Origin of the sequence: Paraburkholderia sp. RL17-347-BIC-D (genome assembly GCF_046027915.1) — a bacterium.
In the GTDB taxonomy this organism is placed as follows: Bacteria; Pseudomonadota; Gammaproteobacteria; order Burkholderiales; family Burkholderiaceae; genus Paraburkholderia.
In genome coordinates this window covers 39,359-58,969 of the sequence record NZ_JARESS010000041.1, presented here as the reverse complement: position 1 = coordinate 58,969, position 19,611 = coordinate 39,359, and the positions used below count along the sequence as shown (strand labels likewise).

The window sequence follows — 19,611 nt, the reverse complement described above, 5'->3', positions numbered from 1 at the left end:
CCGTCCTCTGAACTGGATGTTCTGCTGATGCAAAATCTGACCGCTCCGGCGCTCGCCGAATGGCTTGCCGATACTTCGCGTCCCGCGCCCGTGCTGCTCGACGTGCGCGAGCCGTGGGAAATCCAGACGGCGTCGATCGCCGGCGCAGTGTTGATTCCGATGCGTGAGATTCCCGCGCGCAGCGAAGAACTCGACGACGACGCGCAAATCGTCTGCGTCTGCCATCACGGCGCGCGCAGCGCCCAGGTCGCGATGTTCCTCGAGTCGCGCGGCCATACCAACGTCTTCAATCTGCAAGGCGGGATCGACGCGTGGTCGCGTCAGGTCGATCCGTCCGTTCCGACCTACTGATCGCCCGGCGGCAATGACGCGCTAGCAGGCGCCGGTCCTCCTGGCCGCTCTGGCGTTTGCCTGCCGCGCGCTTCGCACACTAGCCGCGCAGGCAGTCGGCTTCCGCCAGCTCTACGACGAAGCCGTCTCCAACGACGCGCAACTGCAAAGCGCACGCGCTTCGCTCGCCGCCAACAGCGAAGAGTTGTCGCTCGCGCGCGTCAAACTGCTGCCGCAAGTCTCGGCGTCATCCGGGTGTTGCGGCTAAAGGCGCTGCGGGCAAGGTTGGGCGGCAAGTGATGTCGGATGGGGGTCGTGCGGTAGGTGCTGTGCGCTTGCGGCCTTCGCTTCTCTTCCTGGCTTTTGTTTACTGCTTTCCGTCCTTTGGCTCTCAGGCGCTTTTCTCGCTCCGGACGCTCTGGCGCAAGCTTGCCGCGCGGCTCGCACCCAGTTCAACTAGCGCCTCTGCACGCCCCTTCAGCAGAACACTAACGGCCAGCTTTCGTTGCGCCGCTTCTCGCCTTCGCTTCCGAAATTTCATACGGTTTCCTGAGCATCGCACAGGCACCATGCTTCCGACCTTTTTGGGGAGCCATGTGATGAGATTTTTGAAGATCGCGATGCTGGCCGCAACCTTGTTGCCGCTCGCGTCGCATGCAACCCTGGGCCGTGCGCCGTCCACAGGCGCATCGTCGGCGACCCTGCTGCGCGCCACGCCGCAATCCGCCGCCGCGACGCCCGCGGCTCAACCCGCGAACGCAGCGCCCTACTCCATGCGCCAGTCGGTCGACGCCAACGGCGTCACCATCCGCGAATACGTGCTGCTTCAGAACGTCGTGTTCGCGGTCAAGTGGAACGGACCGATCCGTCCGGACATGACGGCGCTGCTCGGCAGCTACTTTCCCAACTTCGTGAACGCCGGGCAGAGCCATACAGCCGGTACAGGGCCGCTTATCGACGGCAACGACGACTTTCGCATCGAGTCCGCCGGCCGCATGGGACGCTTCAGCGGCATGGCGTGGCTGCCGCGCCTGATGCCCGCCGGCGTGCGGCCTGGCGATCTGAAATAAGGCCTGCGTCGAGCGATGAGAAAACGGAACATGAAGACATTGAAAAAGACGCTATGGGTCGCCGCGGCCATTGCGGGCATCGCGCTTTCCGCATGCGGCGGTGGCGGAGGCTCGAGCGGCAACCAGAGCGGCAACTCCGTCGGCTGGAACGCCACGCCAGACTGGATCCCGCCGCCGGGTGGTTCCGGCGATTCCGGTAGCTCGACCAATTCATCCACTCCTGCTACCGGCGAGAACACCGTGCCGGTCCGCGTCGATAAGTCGACGGGCAACGTCAACCGGCTTCTCGCGTCAATCAAGGTTTGCGTGCCGGGCACACAAGGCGCGCCCCAGTGCGTGACCGTCGACAACATGCTGGTGGACACCGGCTCGACCGGCGTGCGCATTTCAGCCCGCGCGATACCCACGCTGGCCCCTCTGCTGCTTACCCAGGCCGGGGCGGTAGACGACAAGGTCGGCTCGGCGCCGATTGCCGAGTGCGCGCCGTTCGCATCGGGCTATACGTGGGGTTCGGTCAAGCGCGCCGATATCACGATCGGCAGCAAGACAGCGAGCAATATTCCGATCCAGGTGGTTTCCGATGGCGCTTTCTCCACGCCGCCCGACTGCATTGCGCACAACGGCGGCGACCTGGGCAGATCCCTTGACGTGATGGGAGTGAGCGGCATTCTCGGCATCGACAACTTCACGGGCGATTCCCTGGATGCCCTGACCAAGGCGGTGCCCGGTCTTTACTACTATTGCCCTTCGCAAAATAGCTGCGTCAGCACGCGCATGCTCGCTAGCAAAGAGGTTATGAATCCGGTCGCCGCATTCGCCACGGACAACAACGGCATGGTCATCCGTCTGCCGGCCGTGCCGGCCGCTGGCCAGGCAAGCGTGACGGGCCAGTTGGTGTTTGGCGTCGGCACCCAGCAGAACAATACCTTGCCGGCAAATGCCACTGTCATTGCGTTGGACAAGTACGGTGCGTTCACGACTCAGTACAAGGGGCAGGTGTTCAACCAAAGCGTGATCGATAGCGGCACCCTCAGCTACGCGTTCCCGGATAACACGATTCCATATTCCGTTCTCGACCTGTACACGCCGGCGAGCTCGTTGAATCTGAGCGCGACGATCGAGCCGAACAACGGATCAAACGCGCCGCTGCAGATGCCCTTTTCGATCGACAACGCCAACACGCTGATGGCAAGCGGAAATGCAGCGTTCATCAACATCGGCCAGTACTTTTCGAATGGTGAAGACAACATGTTCCTGTGGGGACTGCCGTTCTTCTATGGCCGCGATGTCTACAACGTGATTGGCAATGCCAAGGTCGGCAAACTAACAGGACCATTCGTCGCGTTCTGACGACTGGCCGCATGGCCGGGCCAGGAGACGCTGCACACCAGCAGCGTCTCCTCAAGCCATTTCCGATTTTTCATTGAGACTTTTCCGGCACTCCCAATAAAGCCCCGCTGGCACCATGTTCCGACCTGTTTTCTGGAGCATGGTGATGAATTTTGTGAAAGTCGCGCTGGGCATTGCGAGCATGTTGCCACTCGCTTCTTATGCGGCATTGGGCGGTGCGCCGGGTATGGGCGCGGCCTCGCAGTCGTTGCTGCGATCGGCGGTTTCTCTCGACACGCCCGCAGCTACCACGCCTTATACGATGCGCGCGACGTATGGCGCTGGCGGCGTCACGATTCATGAATACGTCCTGCCCAGCAATGTGGTGTTTGCCGTCACCTGGCAAGGTCCGGTGCGCCCGGACATGAGCGCGCTGCTCGGCAGCTACTTTCCCAATTTCACGAATGCCGCGGCTGAGCGTGCGCGCGGTGTCGGCCCGATGATCGAACACAACGGCGATTTCCATATCGAGTCGGCCGGCCGAGCCGGCCGCTTTTTCGGCAAGGCGTATCTGCCACGCCTGGTTCCCGTCACCGTTCGCGTGGAGCAACTGCAATGAAGCGGCGCGCGGATTTATCCAACTCACTAAACATGACGACTTTGAACAAGACGCTTTGCTGCGCGCTTCTGGGTGCCAGCGTGGTGCTGTCTGCTTGTGGCGGCGGTGGTAGTGGCGATGATGGCAGCGCCAATGCGGCGAAGAATAGCGATAAGCCGGCAGCGGGGTCGATAGGGATACCGCCGGCTTCTCCGTCGGGCGCGAGTGGTGCGACTACGCCTACGCCTACGCCTACGTCTACTCCAACTCCGACGCCAACGGCGGCTCCGACGCCTGCGCCGAGTCCTGCGCCTGCACCTGCACCTGCACCTGCACCTGCTTTGAATCCTGCGGCGACGCCAATTCCAACGCCGACTCCAACACCGACGCCAACACCAACACCAACTCCAGCACCGACTCCGACTCCAGCACCGACTCCACCCCCCACCTCCAACACCGTCCCCATCACCATCGAACGATGGATGGGCAACTACGCGAACATGCCGTACGTAACCGCCACGATCTGCTTCCCTGGCGTACAGGGTAGCAATCAATGCGCGACGGTCGATCACATGCAACTCGACACCGGCTCGGTCGGCGTGCGCGTGCTCGGCAGCGCGTTGGGTTCCGCACTTGCTGCCCGCCTGCCGACGCAAACAGGCGCCACCGACGACCCAACCGGCAACGCGTCGATCGCCGAATGCGCCGTGTTCGGCTCGGGCTACACGTGGGGATCCATCAAGCGCGCCGACGTCACGATCGGCGGCAAGACAGCAGGCAACATGCCGCTGCAAGTGATTGCCGACGGCCAGTACTCGACGCCGTCGGACTGCCAGTCGCGCGGCGTCTCTAACCTCGGTTCGGCAACGGCACTCGGCGCCAACGGCGTGATCGGCATCGGCCCTGCACAGCGCGATTTCCCCGCGGCGGCGCAGACCGTACTGCCATCGGCTTACTACTACTGCACGTCGGCGACGTCATGCGCGAATACACGTGTTCCGCTCGACACGCAGGTCATGAATCCGGTCGCGGATTTCACGTCCGACAACAACGGCACGATCATCCGTCTGCCTGCGCTACCCGCGGGCGGCCAGGCAAGCGTCACGGGTGAACTGGTGTTCGGCATCGGCACGCAGAAGAACAACGCCATGCCCTCGCAGCCGAACATTCTCGCGCTCGACCAGTACGGCTATTTCTCGACCACGTACAAGGGCAACACGTTCAGCAGCGCCATCGACAGCGGGTCGAACGCGAACATCTTCGCGGACTACACGGTTCCCTTTTCCGGCGACTGGTACGTGCCGGCCACCACGCTCAGCCTGTCCGCGATTTTGACAGGCGTCGACAAGGCCGCCCCGTCCGTCAACGTGCCATTCTCACTGGCTAACGGCTGGAATCTGATGGCAAATCAGTACGCGGCCTACGACAGCCTCGGTTCGCCATCGGCCGGCATGTTCATCTGGGGCTTGCCGTTCTTCTTCGGCCGCAGCGTGTACACCGCGATCAACAACGTGATGATCGGCAAGCAACCGGGGCCATTCATCGCTTTCTGATCGAACGCACGCTCAGCAAAAAAGCCGGCGTCTCACGACGTCGGCCTTTTTGCGTTCCGAACAAAAGCGCTGCTATTTACTCCACCTCTTTCAACACCTCCGCCACCGTCCCAAAGATCTCCTCGATCTGCGCTTCATCGACGATCAGCGGCGGCGAGAACGCCAGAATGTCGCCCGTATAGCGCGTCAACACGCCCTTCTCAAAACAGCGCACGAAGACATCATAAGCGCGAGCCCCAGGCGCACCTGAACGCGACGCCAACTCCACCCCACCCACGAGCCCAAGATTGCGCACATCGATCACATGACGCTCGCCTTGCAGCTTATGGATCGCCTTCTCAAACACTGGCGCCATCCGCGCGGCCTGTTCGAACAATTGATCACGCTCATACAGATCGATCGTCGCGCACGCCGCGGCCGCGGCGATCGGGTGCCCTGAGTACGTGTAGCCGTGAAACAGCTCGATGCCGGCCGGCGCGCCGTTCACGATCGAATCGTGAATCTTCGCGCTCGCCGCCACCGCGCCCATCGGCGCGGCCGCATTGTTGGTGCCCTTGGCCATGGTCAGCATGTCGGGCGTGACGCCGAAGTACTGCGCGGCGAACGGCGCACCCAGCCGCCCCCACCCGGTGATCACTTCATCGAAGATCAGCAGGATGCCGTGCTTGTCGCAGATTTCCCGCAGCCGCTGCAAATAGCCTCGCGGCGGAATCAGCACGCCCGTGGAACCGGCTACCGGCTCGACGATTACCGCGGCAATCGTCGAAGCATCGTGCAGCGTGACGAGCCGCTCGAGTTCATCGGCGAGATGCGCGCCCCAACCTGGCTGTCCTTTCGAAAACGCCGCTTCCTTGATGTTCAAGGTATGCGGGAGGTGATCGACCGATGGCAGCAGGCCGCCCGAAAACGCCTTGCGGTTCGGTGCGATGCCACCCACCGAAATGCCGCCGAAGCCCACGCCGTGATAACCGCGCTCGCGTCCGATGAACCGCGTGCGCTGCCCTTCGCCACGCGAGCGGTGATACGCCAGCGCGATCTTCAGCGCGGTATCGACGGCTTCCGAGCCCGAGTTCACGAAGAAGATGTGCTTGAGATCGCCCGGCGTATGCCGCGCGATTTTTGTCGCGGCCTCGAAGGCCTTCGGATGCCCCATCTGAAAGGTCGGCGCGAAGTCCATTTCAGCCGCCTGCGCCTGCACGGCGGCCACGATCTCGTCACGGCAATGGCCCGCGTTGACGCACCACAGCCCGGCCGTGCCATCGAGGATGCGCCGCCCATCGTGCGACGTGTAGTACATCCCCTTCGCGCTCGCCAGCAACCGTGGCGCGCTCTTGAACTGGCGGTTCGCCGTGAAAGGCATCCAGAACGCGGACATATCGGGTGGCTTGACGCCGGCGCGCTCATTCATGTCGTGTCTCCTCGCGTGAGTAGACTTTCAGTGTAGGCACAGCGCGGCCCATGCACAAAGGGGCGGCGGCCATGCACCGCTGACGCCCGCTGGCGGACACGCGCGCTTCGTTGCGGCGCGGCACGCACCCGAACGAGGCGAAGCGGCCGGTCCTGCACCAATTCTGCGCCGCATTACGCATAAGCCGGCCGAGTCACAGCCGCGCTGCAGCATGCACTGCACGCCGTTCACGTCGAATTTACTGCATGGCATGTGCCTTGCAGTACACAAGCGGCAAGTCATGCGGGATAAGCCCTGCTGACTGAAATCGACGCCCATAAACAGTCACCATCAATGGCAAGGGGATATACATGAAACGTCGCAGTCTGTTGAAGTTCGGCTCCATGTCGGGCGCGCTGGCGCTTGCAGGTCAGGTTCCTTTTGCGCAGGCGCAGTCCGGCAGCGGTCCGATCAAGGTGGGTATTCTGCATTCGCTGTCGGGCACGATGGCGATCTCGGAGACCTCGCTCAAGGACACCGCGTTGATGACCATTGCGGACATCAACAAGAACGGCGGCGTGATGGGCCGTCAACTGGAGCCGGTGGTGGTCGACCCGGCGTCGAACTGGCCGCTCTTCGCTGAAAAAGCGCGTCAGCTGATCACGCAGGACAAGTGCGCCGTGGTGTTCGGCTGCTGGACCTCGGTGTCGCGGAAATCGGTGCTGCCGGTGTTCGAGGAACTGAACGGCCTGCTGTTCTACCCGGTGCAATACGAAGGCGAGGAAATGTCGCGCAACGTGTTCTACACGGGCGCGGCGCCGAACCAGCAGGCGATTCCGGCGACCGAATACCTGATGAGCGCGGAAGGCGGCGGCGCCAAGCGCTTCTTCCTGTTGGGCACCGACTATGTGTACCCCCGCACGACCAATAAGATCCTGCGCGCGTTCCTCAAGTCGAAGGGCGTGCAGGAAGCCGATATCCAGGAGGTCTACACGCCGTTCGGCCATAGCGACTATCAGACCATCGTCGCGAACATCAAGACGTTCTCGCAAGGCGGCAAGACCGCGGTGATCTCGACGGTGAACGGCGACTCGAACGTGCCGTTCTACAAGGAGCTGGGCAACCAGGGGCTGAAGGCGTCGGACGTGCCGGTCGTCGCGTTCTCGGTCGGCGAGGAAGAACTGCGCGGTATCGATACGAAGCCGCTGGTCGGCAACCTGGCCGCATGGAACTACTTCATGTCGCTGCGCAACCCGGCCAACGAGAAGTTCAAGAAGCAATGGGCCGCATGGGTCGCGCAGAACAACCTGCCAGGCGGCACCAAGCGCGTGACCAACGACCCGATGGAAGCGACCTTCGTCGGCATCCATTTGTGGAAGCAGGCGGTCGAGAAAGCGAAGAGCACGGACGTCGACAAGGTGCGCGTGGCGATGGTCGGTCAAAGTTTCGCAGCGCCGTCGGGCTTCACGCTGGAAATGGACGGCAATCACCACCTGCACAAACCGGTGATGATCGGCGAAGTGCGTGCCGACGGCCAGTTCAACGTGGTGTGGCGGACCAAGACCGCGATCCGCGCGCAGCCGTGGAGCCCGTTCATTGCCGGCAATTCGAGCAAGCCGGATGTAGTCAGCTCGATCCCGGCGTTCCTGAAGCGCTCGCGCGTCGCCTGACAGGAAGGCGTGCCGCGGCGGCAAAGCTAGCCGCCGTGACATGCCGATGCCATCCCGCGACGGGCGTGCCCACCGCGCCCGCGTTCGTGCCGTGATCCGGCGTCCCGGCGGCACGGCCTTCGCGCGCAGCAACCCGACGGCGCGGCAACGGCGCTTGCCCACATGCCGCGCCGCTCCGCCGGATTTTCTTCAAAGGCCACCATGGCGTTTTCGATCCTCACCTTCACACGACAACGCGCACGAACACTGGCACGACGACTCGCGCGGCGCGGCGTCGCCGGCGTCGCGCTCGTGCTGCTCGCCGGCGCGCCGCTGGCCGCCTTCGCGCTGACGCAAGCCGATGTCGCGCCGCTCGCCGGCGACGATTTCGATGCGAAATCCGCAGCCATCGACAAACTGATCGCCAATCACGACAAGGAATCGATGGCGGTGCTCAAAGCGCTATCCGAAGACAGCGCGCTCGCCACCGACGCGGGCGCCGTGCTGCTGCAGGACGGCGACACCGCGCGCGACGCCGTCACCGGCAAGACCATCGCCGCGGGCGACGCCCAACCGATCACGCTAAACAACCTGCTGCGCTCGAAAGTCGCCGGCGCGTTGTCCGGCCTGCAACTCGATGCACCGGACGTGGCGACGCGTGCCGCCGCAGTCACGGCTCTGTTGCAGAACCCCGATCCGTCGATCAAACCGCTCGTCGACGCGGCTCGCGCGAAGGAAACCGATCCCGTGTTGAAGAAGCGCCTCGACACGCTGTGGGCGATGACGGCCCTGCACGACGCCGATCCGGCCAAGCGCCTCGAAGCCGTGCAACTGGTCGCCGCGCGGCACGACCTCGACATGAACGAACTGCTGCGGCCGCTCGTCGCGAAGAAGCCCGACGGCACCTTCGTGGAAGCCGACGACCGCGTGCGCGCCGCCGCGCAAAGCGGCATCGACGAACTCGATGCGATCCAGCGCCGCAGCCAGATCGCCGGCACGCTGTTCGCGGGCCTGTCGCTCGGCAGCGTGCTGCTGCTCGCCGCGCTGGGTCTCGCCATCACGTACGGGCTGATCGGCGTGATCAACATGGCGCACGGCGAATTTCTGATGATCGGCGCGTACGCGACCTATGTCGTGCAGAACCTGTTTCAGCGCTTCGCGCCCGGCGCATTCGACTGGTATCCGCTGCTCGCCATTCCAGCCTCGTTCGTCGCCGCGGGACTGGTGGGCATCGTGCTCGAACGGCTAGTGCTCAAGCATCTGTACGGCCGTCCGCTCGAAACACTGCTGACCACCTTCGGCATCAGCCTGATCCTGATTCAGGCAACGCGCATGCTGTTCGGCGCGCAGAACGTGCAGGTGGTCAACCCGGCGTGGATGAGCGGCGGCGTCACCGTCTTGCCCAATCTGATCCTGCCGTACAACCGGCTCGCGATTCTCGCGTTCTCGCTGATCGTGGTCGGGATCGCATGGGCCGTGCTCACGAAGACACGCCTCGGTCTCTTTGTGCGCGCCGTCACGCAGAACCGGCGCATGGCGGCCTGCGTCGGCGTGAAGACCGCGCGGGTCGATTCGTATGCGTTCGCGTTCGGCGCGGGCATCGCGGGTCTGGGCGGCTGTGCGCTCTCGCAGATCGGCAATGTCGGACCGGACCTCGGTCAGAGCTACATCATCGATTCGTTCATGGCCGTGGTGCTGGGCGGTGTCGGTCAACTGGCCGGCACGGTGATCGGCGGCTTCGGGCTCGGGCTCATCAGCAAAGCGATCGAACCGTTCTGGGGCGCGGTGCTCGCGAAGATCGCCGTGCTCGTGCTGATCGTGTTGTTCATCCAGAAGCGTCCGCAGGGCATGTTCGCCCTCAAGGGCCGCAGCGCGGAGGCATGATGACATCGGCAACTTCATCGGCTCACGTCGGCGCAACGAGCGGCGGCGCACTGGCCGGCCGCGACCCGCAAGCAGGTTTCGCACTCGGCCTGCCGCCGCGCCCCGCGCTGTTGTCGCGGCGCGCATGGCTCGCGCTGATCGCGTTGATCATCGTCTTCGGCCTGGGCGTGCCGTTCGCCACGCTGGTGGTGCCGGAGACGAGCGCGCTGCATCTGTCCGCCTATGCGACGACGATCACCGGCAAATTCATGTGCTACGCGATCGCGGCGCTCGCGCTCGATCTCGTGTGGGGCTACTGCGGCATTCTGAGCCTCGGCCACGCACTGTTCTTCGCGCTCGGCGGCTACGCGATCGGCATGTATCTGATGCGCTCGATCGGTCACGAAGGCAAATACGGCAGCGACCTGCCCGACTTCATGGTGTTTCTCGACTGGCATCAACTGCCGTGGTACTGGCAAGGCACGCAGCATCTCGGTTACGCACTGCTGCTGGTGGTGCTGGTGCCGGCCGTGGTGGCGTGGGTGTTCGGCTTCTTCACGTTTCGCTCGCGGGTGAAGGGCGTCTATCTGTCGATCATCACGCAAGCCATGACCTTCGCCGCGATGCTGCTGTTCTATCGCAACGAAACGGGGTTCGGCGGCAATAACGGCTTTACCGACTTCAAGCGCATCGGCGGCTTTCCGATCACGCATCCGGGCACGCGCACCGCCCTCTTGCTGATCACCTTCGCGGTGCTGATCCTCGCCTTCCTCGGCGCGCGGGCGATCGTCACTTCGAAGCTCGGCCGCGTCGTGACCGCGGTGCGCGACGGCGAAACGCGTTTGATGTTCCTCGGTTACAGCCCGCTCGCCTACAAGCTGTTCGTGTGGGCCGTGTCCGCCGTGTTGTGCGGCATCGCCGGCGCGCTGTACGTGCCGCAGGTCGGCATCATCAATCCGGGCGAGATGTCGCCGGGCAACTCGATCGAAATGGCGATCTGGGTCGCCGTGGGTGGACGCGGCACCTTGATCGGCCCGATCATCGGCGCCTTCGCGGTGAATGGCGCGAAGAGCTTCTTCACGGCGAACTTCCCTGAATACTGGCTGTTCTTTCTCGGTCTGATTTTCGTGCTGGTCCCGCTGTTCCTGCCGAACGGCATCATGGGACTGATCGAACTCGTGACGCGCAAGAGGAACCGCTCATGAACGAAAACCCGATGGTTCCTGATCTGGCTTTACCGGAAGAACCCGCTGAAACTTCGTTGAGCGGTGTCGCGAGCATGGGGCATGCGGTCGTGCCCGGCGAGATCGACGTGTCGCACGGCACGATCCTGTACCTCGAAGACGTGACCGTGAGCTTCGACGGCTTTCGCGCGCTGAATGCGCTGACCCTGCAGATCGATGCCGGCGAATTGCGTTGCATCATCGGTCCGAACGGCGCCGGCAAAACGACGATGATGGACGTCATCACCGGCAAGACTGAGCCGGATTCCGGCAAGGTGTATCTCGGCCAGTCGATCGACCTGACACGCATGAATGAGCCGTCGATTGCGCGTGCGGGCATCGGCCGCAAGTTTCAGAAGCCCACGGTGTTCGAGCAGCATCCCGTGTGGGAAAACCTCGAACTGGCGATGAAGGCCGACAAGGGCTGGTGGGCCTCGTTACGCGCGCGTCTGGATCGCGAGGCGCAAGCACGCATTGAAGAGACGCTGGCGCTGATCGGTCTGGAGAGCGAAGCGCGGCGCCTTGCCGGCGAGCTGTCACACGGTCAGAAGCAACGGCTCGAAATCGGCATGTTGCTGATGCAGCAGCCGGCGTTGCTGCTGCTCGACGAACCGGCCGCCGGCATGACCGACGACGAAACCATGCAGCTCGCCGAGCTGCTCAATCATCTGCGCGGCACCTGTTCGATGATGGTCGTCGAGCACGATATGGAGTTCGTCGCAGCGCTATCAGGCGAAGCCGGCAAGGTCACGGTGATGGCCGAAGGACGCGTACTCGCTCACGGCACGCTCGACGAAGTGAAGCGCGACGAGACAGTCATCGAGTCTTATCTGGGCCGGTGAAACGGGGCGGTGAAACGGGGCGGTGCAACGGGCCGATGAAACGGGTCGGTGTAACAAAAGGGTCGAACGGACATGCTAGAAGTAGAAAACCTGAACCAGTACTACGGCGGCAGCCACATTCTGCGCGATGTGAAGCTCACCGTGCCCGACGGCAAACTCACCGTTCTGCTCGGCCGCAACGGCGTGGGCAAGACCACGCTGCTGCGCTGCCTGATGGGCGTCGTGCAAACGAAGAGCGGGTCCATCGCCTGGCGCGGTGCGCCGATCACCAAACTGCCCACCTACTCGCGCGTGGAAAAAGGCCTCGCTTATGTGCCGCAGGGGCGCGATATCTTTCCGCGCTTGACCGTCGAAGAAAATCTACTGGTGGGCGCCGCCAGCAAGAAAGCGCCCAAGAAGATCCCGGATCGTATCTACGAACTGTTTCCGGTGTTGAAGGATATGCGCAGCCGCCGCGGCGGGGATCTCTCCGGCGGTCAGCAGCAGCAGCTTGCCATTGGGCGGGCGCTGATGAGCGATCCGCAATTGCTGATTCTCGATGAGCCCACTGAGGGTATCCAGCCGTCGATCATTCAGGATATCGGCCGCACGCTGCGTCAACTGGTCGAGGAAATGGGCATGACGGTGCTGCTCGTCGAGCAGTACTACGACTTCGCCAAGGACATCGCCGATCGGTATTGGGTGATGAGCCGCGGCGAGATCATCGCGGGCGGAGAAGGCACCAATATGGATGCGGATGGCGTGCGGACGTTGATCGCCGTGTGAGCGGCACCTGCAAGCCGGCGTGCTATTCTCGCCGCATCCTGTGGCAACGCCGTTGAGCGTTGCTTGACGTGCGCAGGCACGATTTGCTTTTCTCCGTCTCGTCGCATTCCATTCGCATGTCGCTTCACGAAAATCACGTTACGCTCGCTGCCGCTCAGGCCGGTGCGCATTCGCTATGGCGCGCGCGTCTTGAACTTGGGTTCGTCAAAGATGGCGAACGGACTACGCTCAAGCATCGGTTGCATGATGGGCCGTTGCGGGTTCAAAGGCCGCTTTATCCTGAAGGACAGGGTGTCTGTCATGCGGTGATCGTGCATCCGCCTGGGGGGATCGCGGGTGGGGATCGGCTTGCTATTGATGTCGATGTCGGTAACGGGGCGCATGCGGTTATCACCACGCCGGGGGCGACCAAGTGGTACAAATCCAATGGACGTGAAGCACAACAGCATATCGCCGTGCGCGTCGGTGAGCGGGCTAGGCTCGATTGGCTGCCGCAGAATAATATCGTTTTCGATCAGGCGAATGCGAAGCTCGATTTTTCGTTGACGCTTGGTGAAGGCGCGACTGTGATTGGGTGGGATGCGACGCAGCTTGGGCGGCAGGCTGCTGGTGAACGGTGGTCCGATGGTCGTTTGTGTGCGGTGTCTCGGATTGTGGGGGCTAAAGGGGAGTTGCTCTGGTTTGAACGGGCCAGTCTCTCGGCAAATGATTCGCTGCGCGATGCTGCTCAAGGGTTGGCAGGGTTTCCTGCTTATGGGACTCTTTGGGCCGTTGGGGATGCTTGTGATGATGCGCTTGCTGAAGCGTTGACTGCTCAACTGCCGTTTGATGATTCTGTTCGGGTTGCCGCTTCTTGTGTGACTTCTCGAGTGCTCGTCGTGCGCGGGGTTGCGAGGTCGATGGAGATGTTGCAGCGGGCGCTTATCAAATGCTGGATTCAGTTGCGGCCGGTTGTGCATGGGGTTGAGGGGGTGCCTTTGCGGATTTGGGCTACTTGAGGTTGGCCTTTCCTTGAAGTCACGGTGGTCTATTGGCGTTGCCCCTGGGCGGGGCGGCACCTACTTTCTTTGCATGCCGCAAAGAAAGTAGGCAAAGAAAACGGCTTCACACCGCTAGAGCGTGTTAGGCACTTTGCAGGAGACCTGGTATCCTGGCGGGATGAAAAGAGCAGATCGCAAAGGGTATCCGACCGATGTGTCCGACGAAGAATGGAGCTTCGCAGCGCCCTATCTGACGCTGATGGACGTCACCGCGCCGCAGCGCAAATACGAACTGCGTGACATGTTTGATGCATTGCGCTGGATGGCTCGGGCCGGCGCGCCGTGGAGGATGCTGCCCAATGATTTCCCGCCTTGGGAACTGGTTTATCAGCAGACTCAACGCTGGTTACAGGCAGGCTGTTTTGAGAACATGGTCTGTGATCTGCGCTCGATAATACGCGTGGCACAGGGACGGCAGGGACAGCCCAGCGCCGTCATCCTGGATGGTCGCACGATACAGTCGACTTGCGAGAGCGGCCCGCGTGCGGGCTATGACGGTCATAAGCGTAAGCGTGGCAGCAAGGTGCACATTGCGGTAGACACTTTGGGACAGTTGCTGGCGGTACATGTGACGCCGGCCAACGAACAGGAGCGCGCCCAGGTAGCGGAGCTTGCGCGTCAGATCCAGCAGGTAACGGGACACACGGTCAAAGTGGCATTTGCCGATCAGGGATACACGGGCAAAGAGCCAGCGCAGGCCGCGCTCGATGAAGGTATTGAACTGCAGGTAATCAAACTGGAGGAAGCGAAAAAGGGCTTCGTGCTGCTGCCTCGGCGGTGGGTGGTCGAGCGCAGCTTTGGCTGGCTCAACCGTTTCCGCCGTCTCGCACGTGATTATGAACGGCTGCCCGAAACCCTTGCAGGACTTCATTTCGTGGTCTTCGCAATGCTCATGCTCGTTCACGCAGTGCCAGTACTTCAAAGTGCCTAACACGCTCTAGCTCATAAGCGGGTCCCCCGCGCAGTCGCGGTAGTGGTGCATCTGGAATCCGTGCTCTCGCACATTCCGCGTTCGTGACACAGCCGTCATTCTTCCGGCGGCGCTGCGCGCGCCGTCGCGGTCTTCGTACATGCATGCCTTGAAACGTCTGGACATTTAGATCGTATGGCCTAGCCTGGGTCCGTGCGGCCATTTACGTGCGAGGTCGCACATAACGCATTCCGCGATCCCCTTACAATCGTCCAGCGCAGATGAACGCTAAGGATCACCGAATGCGTTTCGTATACCTCGTCTTACCGGCCATCGTATGCTGCGCGTGCTCGCAGCATGATAGTCGCGCGGCCTTTTCTCCAGAGGATCGCGGTATCGAAAGCGCTGTGCACGAATGGAGAGACAAGTTCGACCCGCTGTGGCGATATAACCGCACAACGTGCGGAGCCGGGAGTGTCGCGCTCGCTGATGTTAAAAGTCTGTTCCAGCAGCTCTTGCATGCGTCGACGGCGACTGCGTGCGATCGCTTGACGGCGCTGCCTGAAACCTACAACACGCAAGTCGACGGCAACCACGCGAACGTGGTGGTGCAAAGCGTCGACGGCCGGCCGGGTAGTCGGATCCAGTTCGTTCTTGCTTCGTCGGCCGGCGGCTGGGCGGTGCAGAAAGTGTGGGCGGCAAGCGCGCTGTCCGCGACGACTATCTTCGACGCATCACAGGCAGGTTCTGGCGATGGGCGCATCGAGCCGGCTTATTCGGCATGGATTCCGCACGGCGCAGCGCCTTGGGACATCACTCACGTCATTAGCTACGGCCAATCGCTCAGCCAGGGGTTTTTTAATAAACCCGTGCTGTCCACCCGTCAGCGTTATTCCTCGTTACGATTTAACGGCGGCGTGCGGGCTCAAGACGGCGTGCAAAGCGAAGGCGTCGAAGTGGCGTACAAGCAGTTCGTACCGTTAGTCGAGACTCAATGGGGGGACAAGGCCGAGACGCCGACCAGCGGGACGCTGAATATGGCCATGCAATTGATCGAGCAGGAGAACCTGCAAAGTCATGCGGATCTCCCCTACCGGTTTATTGGATCGGCACCGGGTGAAGGATCGATGGACATTGCGACGCTGTCGGCACCAGGGCGCTATTACTCACAGCTGCTGCGAGATATCGCCCAGGGAAAGCGGCTCGCAGACGCCCAAGGCAAGACTTACGGTGTCGGCGCAATCACGTGGACGCAAGGGGAAGCCGACGATTCCAGCCAGACATCGATTCCGACTTACATTGCGATGCTAAGGAGCTTGCGGGCCGACGTCGATCGCGATGCCAAGGCATTGACGGGACAGAAACAGGACGTCGAGATGATCACCTATCAGGTGGCCACGCATCGCCATTTCGATCAGCGGTATCCGCACATCGCGCTCGCGCTGCTAGAAGCCAGCCACGAAGATCCACACATTCATCTGGCTGTGCCGATGTATCTCTTTCGTTACGTGGACGGTGGACATACCGACAATCGCAGCACCGAATGGATGGGCGCCTACTATGGGCTGGTCCTGAAGAGGATTCTGATCGACAAACAAACCTGGACGCCTCTCGAGCCGTTGAACTGGCGACGCGAAGGCACGACGGCCGTGCTGCGCTTCAATGTCCCCGCCCCTCCTCTCAGATGGGACACGACGCAGGTTGCCGGCAATTCGGACTATGGTTTCTCGTTGCGCCTGCCGTCCGGCGACTTGCTGCCGATCCAGTCGGTATCAATCACCGGACCCGACGAGGTGAGCATTACGGCTAAATCGCCTATCCCTGTCGGTACGCACATCGAGTACGCATTCAACGGCGTTGGCGTCGCGGGAAGCCGTTATGGTCCGCGTGGCAATCTGCGGGATTCACAGGGCGACGCGATCCGCTTCAATGACGGACGCGAATCGATGCGCCTCGACAACTGGTGCGTGATTTTCGATGTGCAGCTTTAGCACTGCATGAAGGCCCGGCCGCATCGCATGGCAACATGAACCCGAACGAGGGAATGGTGAAAGAAGAACGCATCAGAGGCGGCCTGGCAATTTCCATCATTGCGATCGTGTGCGCCGAAGTGCTGCACCGGATCAGCGACGCCGGTTTCCTGCAAGATGGTCACGTGTCTCGCGTCCTGAAGATTCTTCAGTACGCCGCAAGCACGTTGGGATACCCGACGGTCTTCTTCCTTCTCGGCATGAGTGCGCTAACGTATTTGCAACGCTCTCGCGCTGCGCTGCTGAAATCAATCGCCCTGGCCGTGCTCTATCCCTATCTACTGTGGTCGATATTGCAGATGGCTGTGCAATGGCTCGTCGCAGACTATAAAGGCTACGCCGCCGAGCAGTTCGAATTGACTCGTCTGGCATCGGCACCCGTTGGGCAATTCTGGTTTCTTTACGCGCTGTTCATCTGTCAGATCGTCGCGTGCATCACCGTATGGCCACGGCCCACAAAGGTCCGATGCGCGTTGACGGTGGCAAATCGCGGCCTGCTTGTCGCGATGATCCTCGTCAGCGCCACCGTCGCGATACGGAGCCACTGGGGCGTCGTCACAATGACGTGTTGGGGCCTTGTCTTCTTTCTGTCCGGCGTGCTGCTCGCCTCCCGCTCGGAGCGGCAAAGCGGCAACGCCTCTGGCCTTCGCGTCGCGTTGGTAGCGGGAATCGCGTTTGCAGCCGCCGCGATCATGGGGCAACGTTCAGGCCACTATCTGAACTTATATTCTCTGCTGACAAGTTTTCTGGGTATCGCGGCGGCCCTTTCGGTTGGACGGTGCCTGCCGATATGGCGAACGTCGCGCTGGATCGCGTCGATCGGCTCCTCGTGGAAGCCGGTCTACCTCCTGCATGTGTTCGCAACCGCGTTGGTCTGGAACGCGTTGCTGGCCCGCGGCATCAGTCAGCCACTTGTCCACTTCGTGCTCGGGAGTGCGGCCGGTTTGGCGTTACCGATAGCGATCTATCTGATAACGAAGCGCCTTGGAATCGCGAGTTGGGCAGGCTTCGATGAGCCTGCGGCAGTGCGGAGCGAAGGCACGCCGTTTTCAGGCGCCGCTCCGCGGAGTCCTGACAAGGCCGCAAAGTCACGTGCGTGACTTTGGCCATCGGGACAGTCGTGTCGGCGTCAAGCATGGGCGCTGCTTCACTGGCACGGTGTGGCCTTTCACCGGCGTAAGACAGGGCGCGCACCAATCCGGCGCATGTCGACGCCTCAACTGAGTGCATCACTCGTCCTTCCGTCCCGCCAGCCCATGCTGCACCGCCATGGCACATACTTTGCGTCGCCATTCCCCACGATGCTGCCGCGTCCTGGACGGCAGCCGACCGGCTCGTCGCCACCACCGCTCACAGAACATGACTCGATCGACTCTTCGCCCCGCGCGTCGCGCCTGGCTCGCCGCACTACTGCTCTCGCCCGTCCTCGCCGTCAATGCGCCCGCCGCTCACGCGGATACGCTCGATAACATTGCCAAGGCCGGTGTGCTCAAAGTCGCCGTGCCGGAAGACTATCCGCCGTTCGGTTCGGTCGGCGCGGACATGAAGCCGCAAGGCTACGACATCGACACCGCCGCCCTGCTCGCGAAGTCGATGAACGTGAAGCTCGAACTCGTGCCGGTCAATAGCGCCAATCGCATCCCCTATCTGCAAACCGGCAAGGTCGATCTGGTGATCTCGTCGCTCGGCAAGACGCCGGATCGCGAGAAGGTGATCGATTTTTCGACCGCCTATGCGCCGTATTACCAGGGCGTGTTCGGTCCCGCCGATATCAAGGTCAGCGGCCCCGCGGATCTGACCGGCAAGACGGTCGGCGCAACCCGCGGCGCGCTGGAGGAAATCGGTCTCACGCAAATGGCGCCGAACGCGACCATCAAGCGCTTCGAGGACAACAACGCGACTATCGCCGCGTTCCTGTCGGGCCAGGTGCAGTTGATCGCCGCGGGCAACATCGTCGCGGCCGCGATCCTCGCGAAGAATCCGCCGCGCCGCCCGGAACCGAAGTTCGTCATCAAGAATTCGCCGTGCTTCGTTGGCATGAACAAGAACGAGCCACGCCTGCAGCAAAAAGTGAACGCCGCCATCGTGCAAGCGAAGCAGGACGGCACGCTCAACACGATGTCGAAGAAGTGGTTCAGCGCGCCGCTGCCGGCTGATCTGTAAGCGCGCCGTTAGCCGAACTTGATACCGTGACTGGCTCATCCGGCATTGCACTCGTCATGGACACATCCCGTGCAGCGCACGCGATCGCGGCCATGACGCGCAGCGTCTATCATTGTCGCGGCCGGTCCCGCCCGGGATCGTCACAACGACCGTTGCAACCCTACGCACTCATTCGATGAAGCTGACACCTCGCGAGAAGGACAAGCTGCTGATCTTCACCGCCGCACTGCTTGCCGAACGGCGCCGTGCGCGCGGCCTCAAACTGAACTATCCGGAAGCGATCGCCTTCATCACCGCCGCGCTGATGGAAGCGGCTCGCGACGGCAAGACCGTCGCCGAGGTGATGCACTACGGCACCACCCTGCTCACCCGCGACGACGTCATGGAAGGCGTGCCGGAGATGATTCCCGACATTCAGGTCGAAGCCACGTTCCCCGACGGCACCAAGCTCGTCACCGTTCACCATCCGATTCCCTAATCACCGAAATCACATAAGGCAGCCCCAGATGATTCCCGGCGAACTCCTCATCGACGACGGCGAACACGAACTCAACGCGGGCCGCGCCACCGTCACGGTGGTCGTGTCGAATACCGGCGACCGTCCGGTGCAAATCGGCTCGCACTATCACTTCTATGAAGTGAACGAGGCGCTCGCGTTCGATCGCGAAGCCGCGCGCGGCTTCCGGCTGAACATCGCGGCGGGCACCGCCGTGCGCTTCGAACCCGGCCAGGAGCGCACCGTCGAACTGGTTGCATTGGCGGGCGATCGCGTCGTCTACGGCTTCAACGGCAAGGTGATGGGCAAGCTGTGAGGCCCCTCCCTCTCTCGTCACGAGCCCAGATCGCCCTGTTCATTTCC

At 62.3% G+C, this 19,611-nt stretch carries 19 protein-coding genes; 17 read left to right on the top strand and 2 right to left on the bottom strand.

The genetic code is table 11. The features are described from left to right. Positions 1-27: 27 nt before the first annotated feature. From P0D96_RS36005 to P0D96_RS35990, 4 genes are all read left to right on the top strand, one after another. The gene (locus tag P0D96_RS36005) at positions 28-351 is read left to right on the top strand and encodes a rhodanese-like domain-containing protein (protein ID WP_064269005.1); all 324 of its coding nucleotides are present in this window, start codon (positions 28-30) and stop codon (positions 349-351) included. A 578-nt stretch (positions 352-929) separates the two neighbouring features. Beyond that, entirely contained in the window at positions 930-1,400 is a 471-nt protein-coding gene (locus P0D96_RS36000) for a DUF2844 domain-containing protein (protein ID WP_408318425.1), read from the top strand. A 30-nt stretch (positions 1,401-1,430) separates the two neighbouring features. After that, on the top strand, positions 1,431-2,750 hold the full coding sequence (locus P0D96_RS35995) for a DUF3443 domain-containing protein (RefSeq protein WP_408318423.1): 1,320 nt from the start codon (positions 1,431-1,433) through the stop codon (positions 2,748-2,750). 145 nt (positions 2,751-2,895) lie between these two features. Further along, positions 2,896-3,348, top strand: a complete 453-nt coding sequence (locus P0D96_RS35990; protein ID WP_408318421.1) for a DUF2844 domain-containing protein — start codon at positions 2,896-2,898, stop codon at positions 3,346-3,348. Positions 3,349-3,585: 237 nt separating this feature from the next. Here the strand turns inward: P0D96_RS35990 and P0D96_RS35985 are convergent, their stop codons facing one another. Further along, on the bottom strand, positions 3,586-3,768 hold the full coding sequence (locus P0D96_RS35985) for a hypothetical protein (RefSeq protein ID WP_408318419.1): 183 nt from the start codon (positions 3,766-3,768) through the stop codon (positions 3,586-3,588). Positions 3,769-3,809: 41 nt separating this feature from the next. Between P0D96_RS35985 and P0D96_RS35980 the strand changes: the two genes are divergently transcribed. Further along, positions 3,810-4,880, top strand: a complete 1,071-nt coding sequence (locus P0D96_RS35980; protein WP_408318418.1) for a DUF3443 domain-containing protein — start codon at positions 3,810-3,812, stop codon at positions 4,878-4,880. A 76-nt stretch (positions 4,881-4,956) separates the two neighbouring features. On the opposite strand, the gene aptA is transcribed toward P0D96_RS35980, so the two are convergent. Beyond that, positions 4,957-6,288: an omega-aminotransferase AptA gene (gene aptA, locus P0D96_RS35975; RefSeq protein WP_408318416.1), complete on the bottom strand. Its 1,332-nt coding sequence runs from the start codon at positions 6,286-6,288 to the stop codon at positions 4,957-4,959. Between the two features lie 350 nt (positions 6,289-6,638). Here aptA and urtA point away from each other — a divergent pair, with 350 nt between their 5' ends. The 12 genes from urtA (at position 6,639) to P0D96_RS35915 (ending at position 19,564) form a co-directional block, all read left to right on the top strand. Next, entirely contained in the window at positions 6,639-7,937 is a 1,299-nt protein-coding gene (gene urtA / locus P0D96_RS35970) for an urea ABC transporter substrate-binding protein (protein ID WP_132375782.1), read from the top strand. Positions 7,938-8,138: 201 nt separating this feature from the next. Then, positions 8,139-9,800 (top strand): urea ABC transporter permease subunit UrtB, encoded by a 1,662-nt coding sequence (urtB, locus tag P0D96_RS35965; protein ID WP_408318441.1) that lies wholly within the window; start codon positions 8,139-8,141, stop codon positions 9,798-9,800. Then, entirely contained in the window at positions 9,800-10,984 is a 1,185-nt protein-coding gene (gene urtC, locus P0D96_RS35960; RefSeq protein WP_408318439.1) for an urea ABC transporter permease subunit UrtC, read from the top strand. Before urtB ends, urtC begins: the two co-directional genes overlap by 1 nt. Then, the gene (urtD, locus tag P0D96_RS35955; RefSeq protein ID WP_132375785.1) at positions 10,981-11,844 is read left to right on the top strand and encodes an urea ABC transporter ATP-binding protein UrtD; all 864 of its coding nucleotides are present in this window, start codon (positions 10,981-10,983) and stop codon (positions 11,842-11,844) included. Before urtC ends, urtD begins: the two co-directional genes overlap by 4 nt. A 72-nt stretch (positions 11,845-11,916) precedes the next feature. Further along, positions 11,917-12,609, top strand: coding sequence for an urea ABC transporter ATP-binding subunit UrtE (gene urtE, locus P0D96_RS35950; protein WP_408318414.1), 693 nt, complete (start codon positions 11,917-11,919; stop codon positions 12,607-12,609). 116 nt (positions 12,610-12,725) lie between these two features. Further along, entirely contained in the window at positions 12,726-13,607 is an 882-nt protein-coding gene (locus tag P0D96_RS35945; protein ID WP_408318412.1) for an urease accessory protein UreD, read from the top strand. Between the two features lie 160 nt (positions 13,608-13,767). Beyond that, entirely contained in the window at positions 13,768-14,580 is an 813-nt protein-coding gene (locus P0D96_RS35940; RefSeq protein ID WP_408318410.1) for an IS5 family transposase, read from the top strand. Positions 14,581-15,107: 527 nt separating this feature from the next. After that, the gene (locus P0D96_RS35935; protein WP_408318408.1) at positions 15,108-16,550 is read left to right on the top strand and encodes a hypothetical protein; all 1,443 of its coding nucleotides are present in this window, start codon (positions 15,108-15,110) and stop codon (positions 16,548-16,550) included. Between the two features lie 35 nt (positions 16,551-16,585). Next, the gene (locus tag P0D96_RS35930; RefSeq protein WP_408318405.1) at positions 16,586-17,689 is read left to right on the top strand and encodes an acyltransferase family protein; all 1,104 of its coding nucleotides are present in this window, start codon (positions 16,586-16,588) and stop codon (positions 17,687-17,689) included. 259 nt (positions 17,690-17,948) lie between these two features. Further along, positions 17,949-18,752 carry a transporter substrate-binding domain-containing protein gene (locus P0D96_RS35925; RefSeq protein ID WP_132375792.1) on the top strand — a complete coding sequence of 268 codons (804 nt, stop codon included), beginning with the start codon at positions 17,949-17,951 and terminating at the stop codon, positions 18,750-18,752. A 175-nt stretch (positions 18,753-18,927) separates the two neighbouring features. Next, a complete protein-coding gene (gene ureA, locus P0D96_RS35920) occupies positions 18,928-19,230 on the top strand; it encodes an urease subunit gamma (RefSeq protein ID WP_011487082.1) in 303 nt (100 codons plus the stop codon). A 28-nt stretch (positions 19,231-19,258) separates the two neighbouring features. Further along, positions 19,259-19,564: an urease subunit beta gene (locus P0D96_RS35915; RefSeq protein ID WP_408179412.1), complete on the top strand. Its 306-nt coding sequence runs from the start codon at positions 19,259-19,261 to the stop codon at positions 19,562-19,564. Positions 19,565-19,611 lie beyond the last annotated feature (47 nt).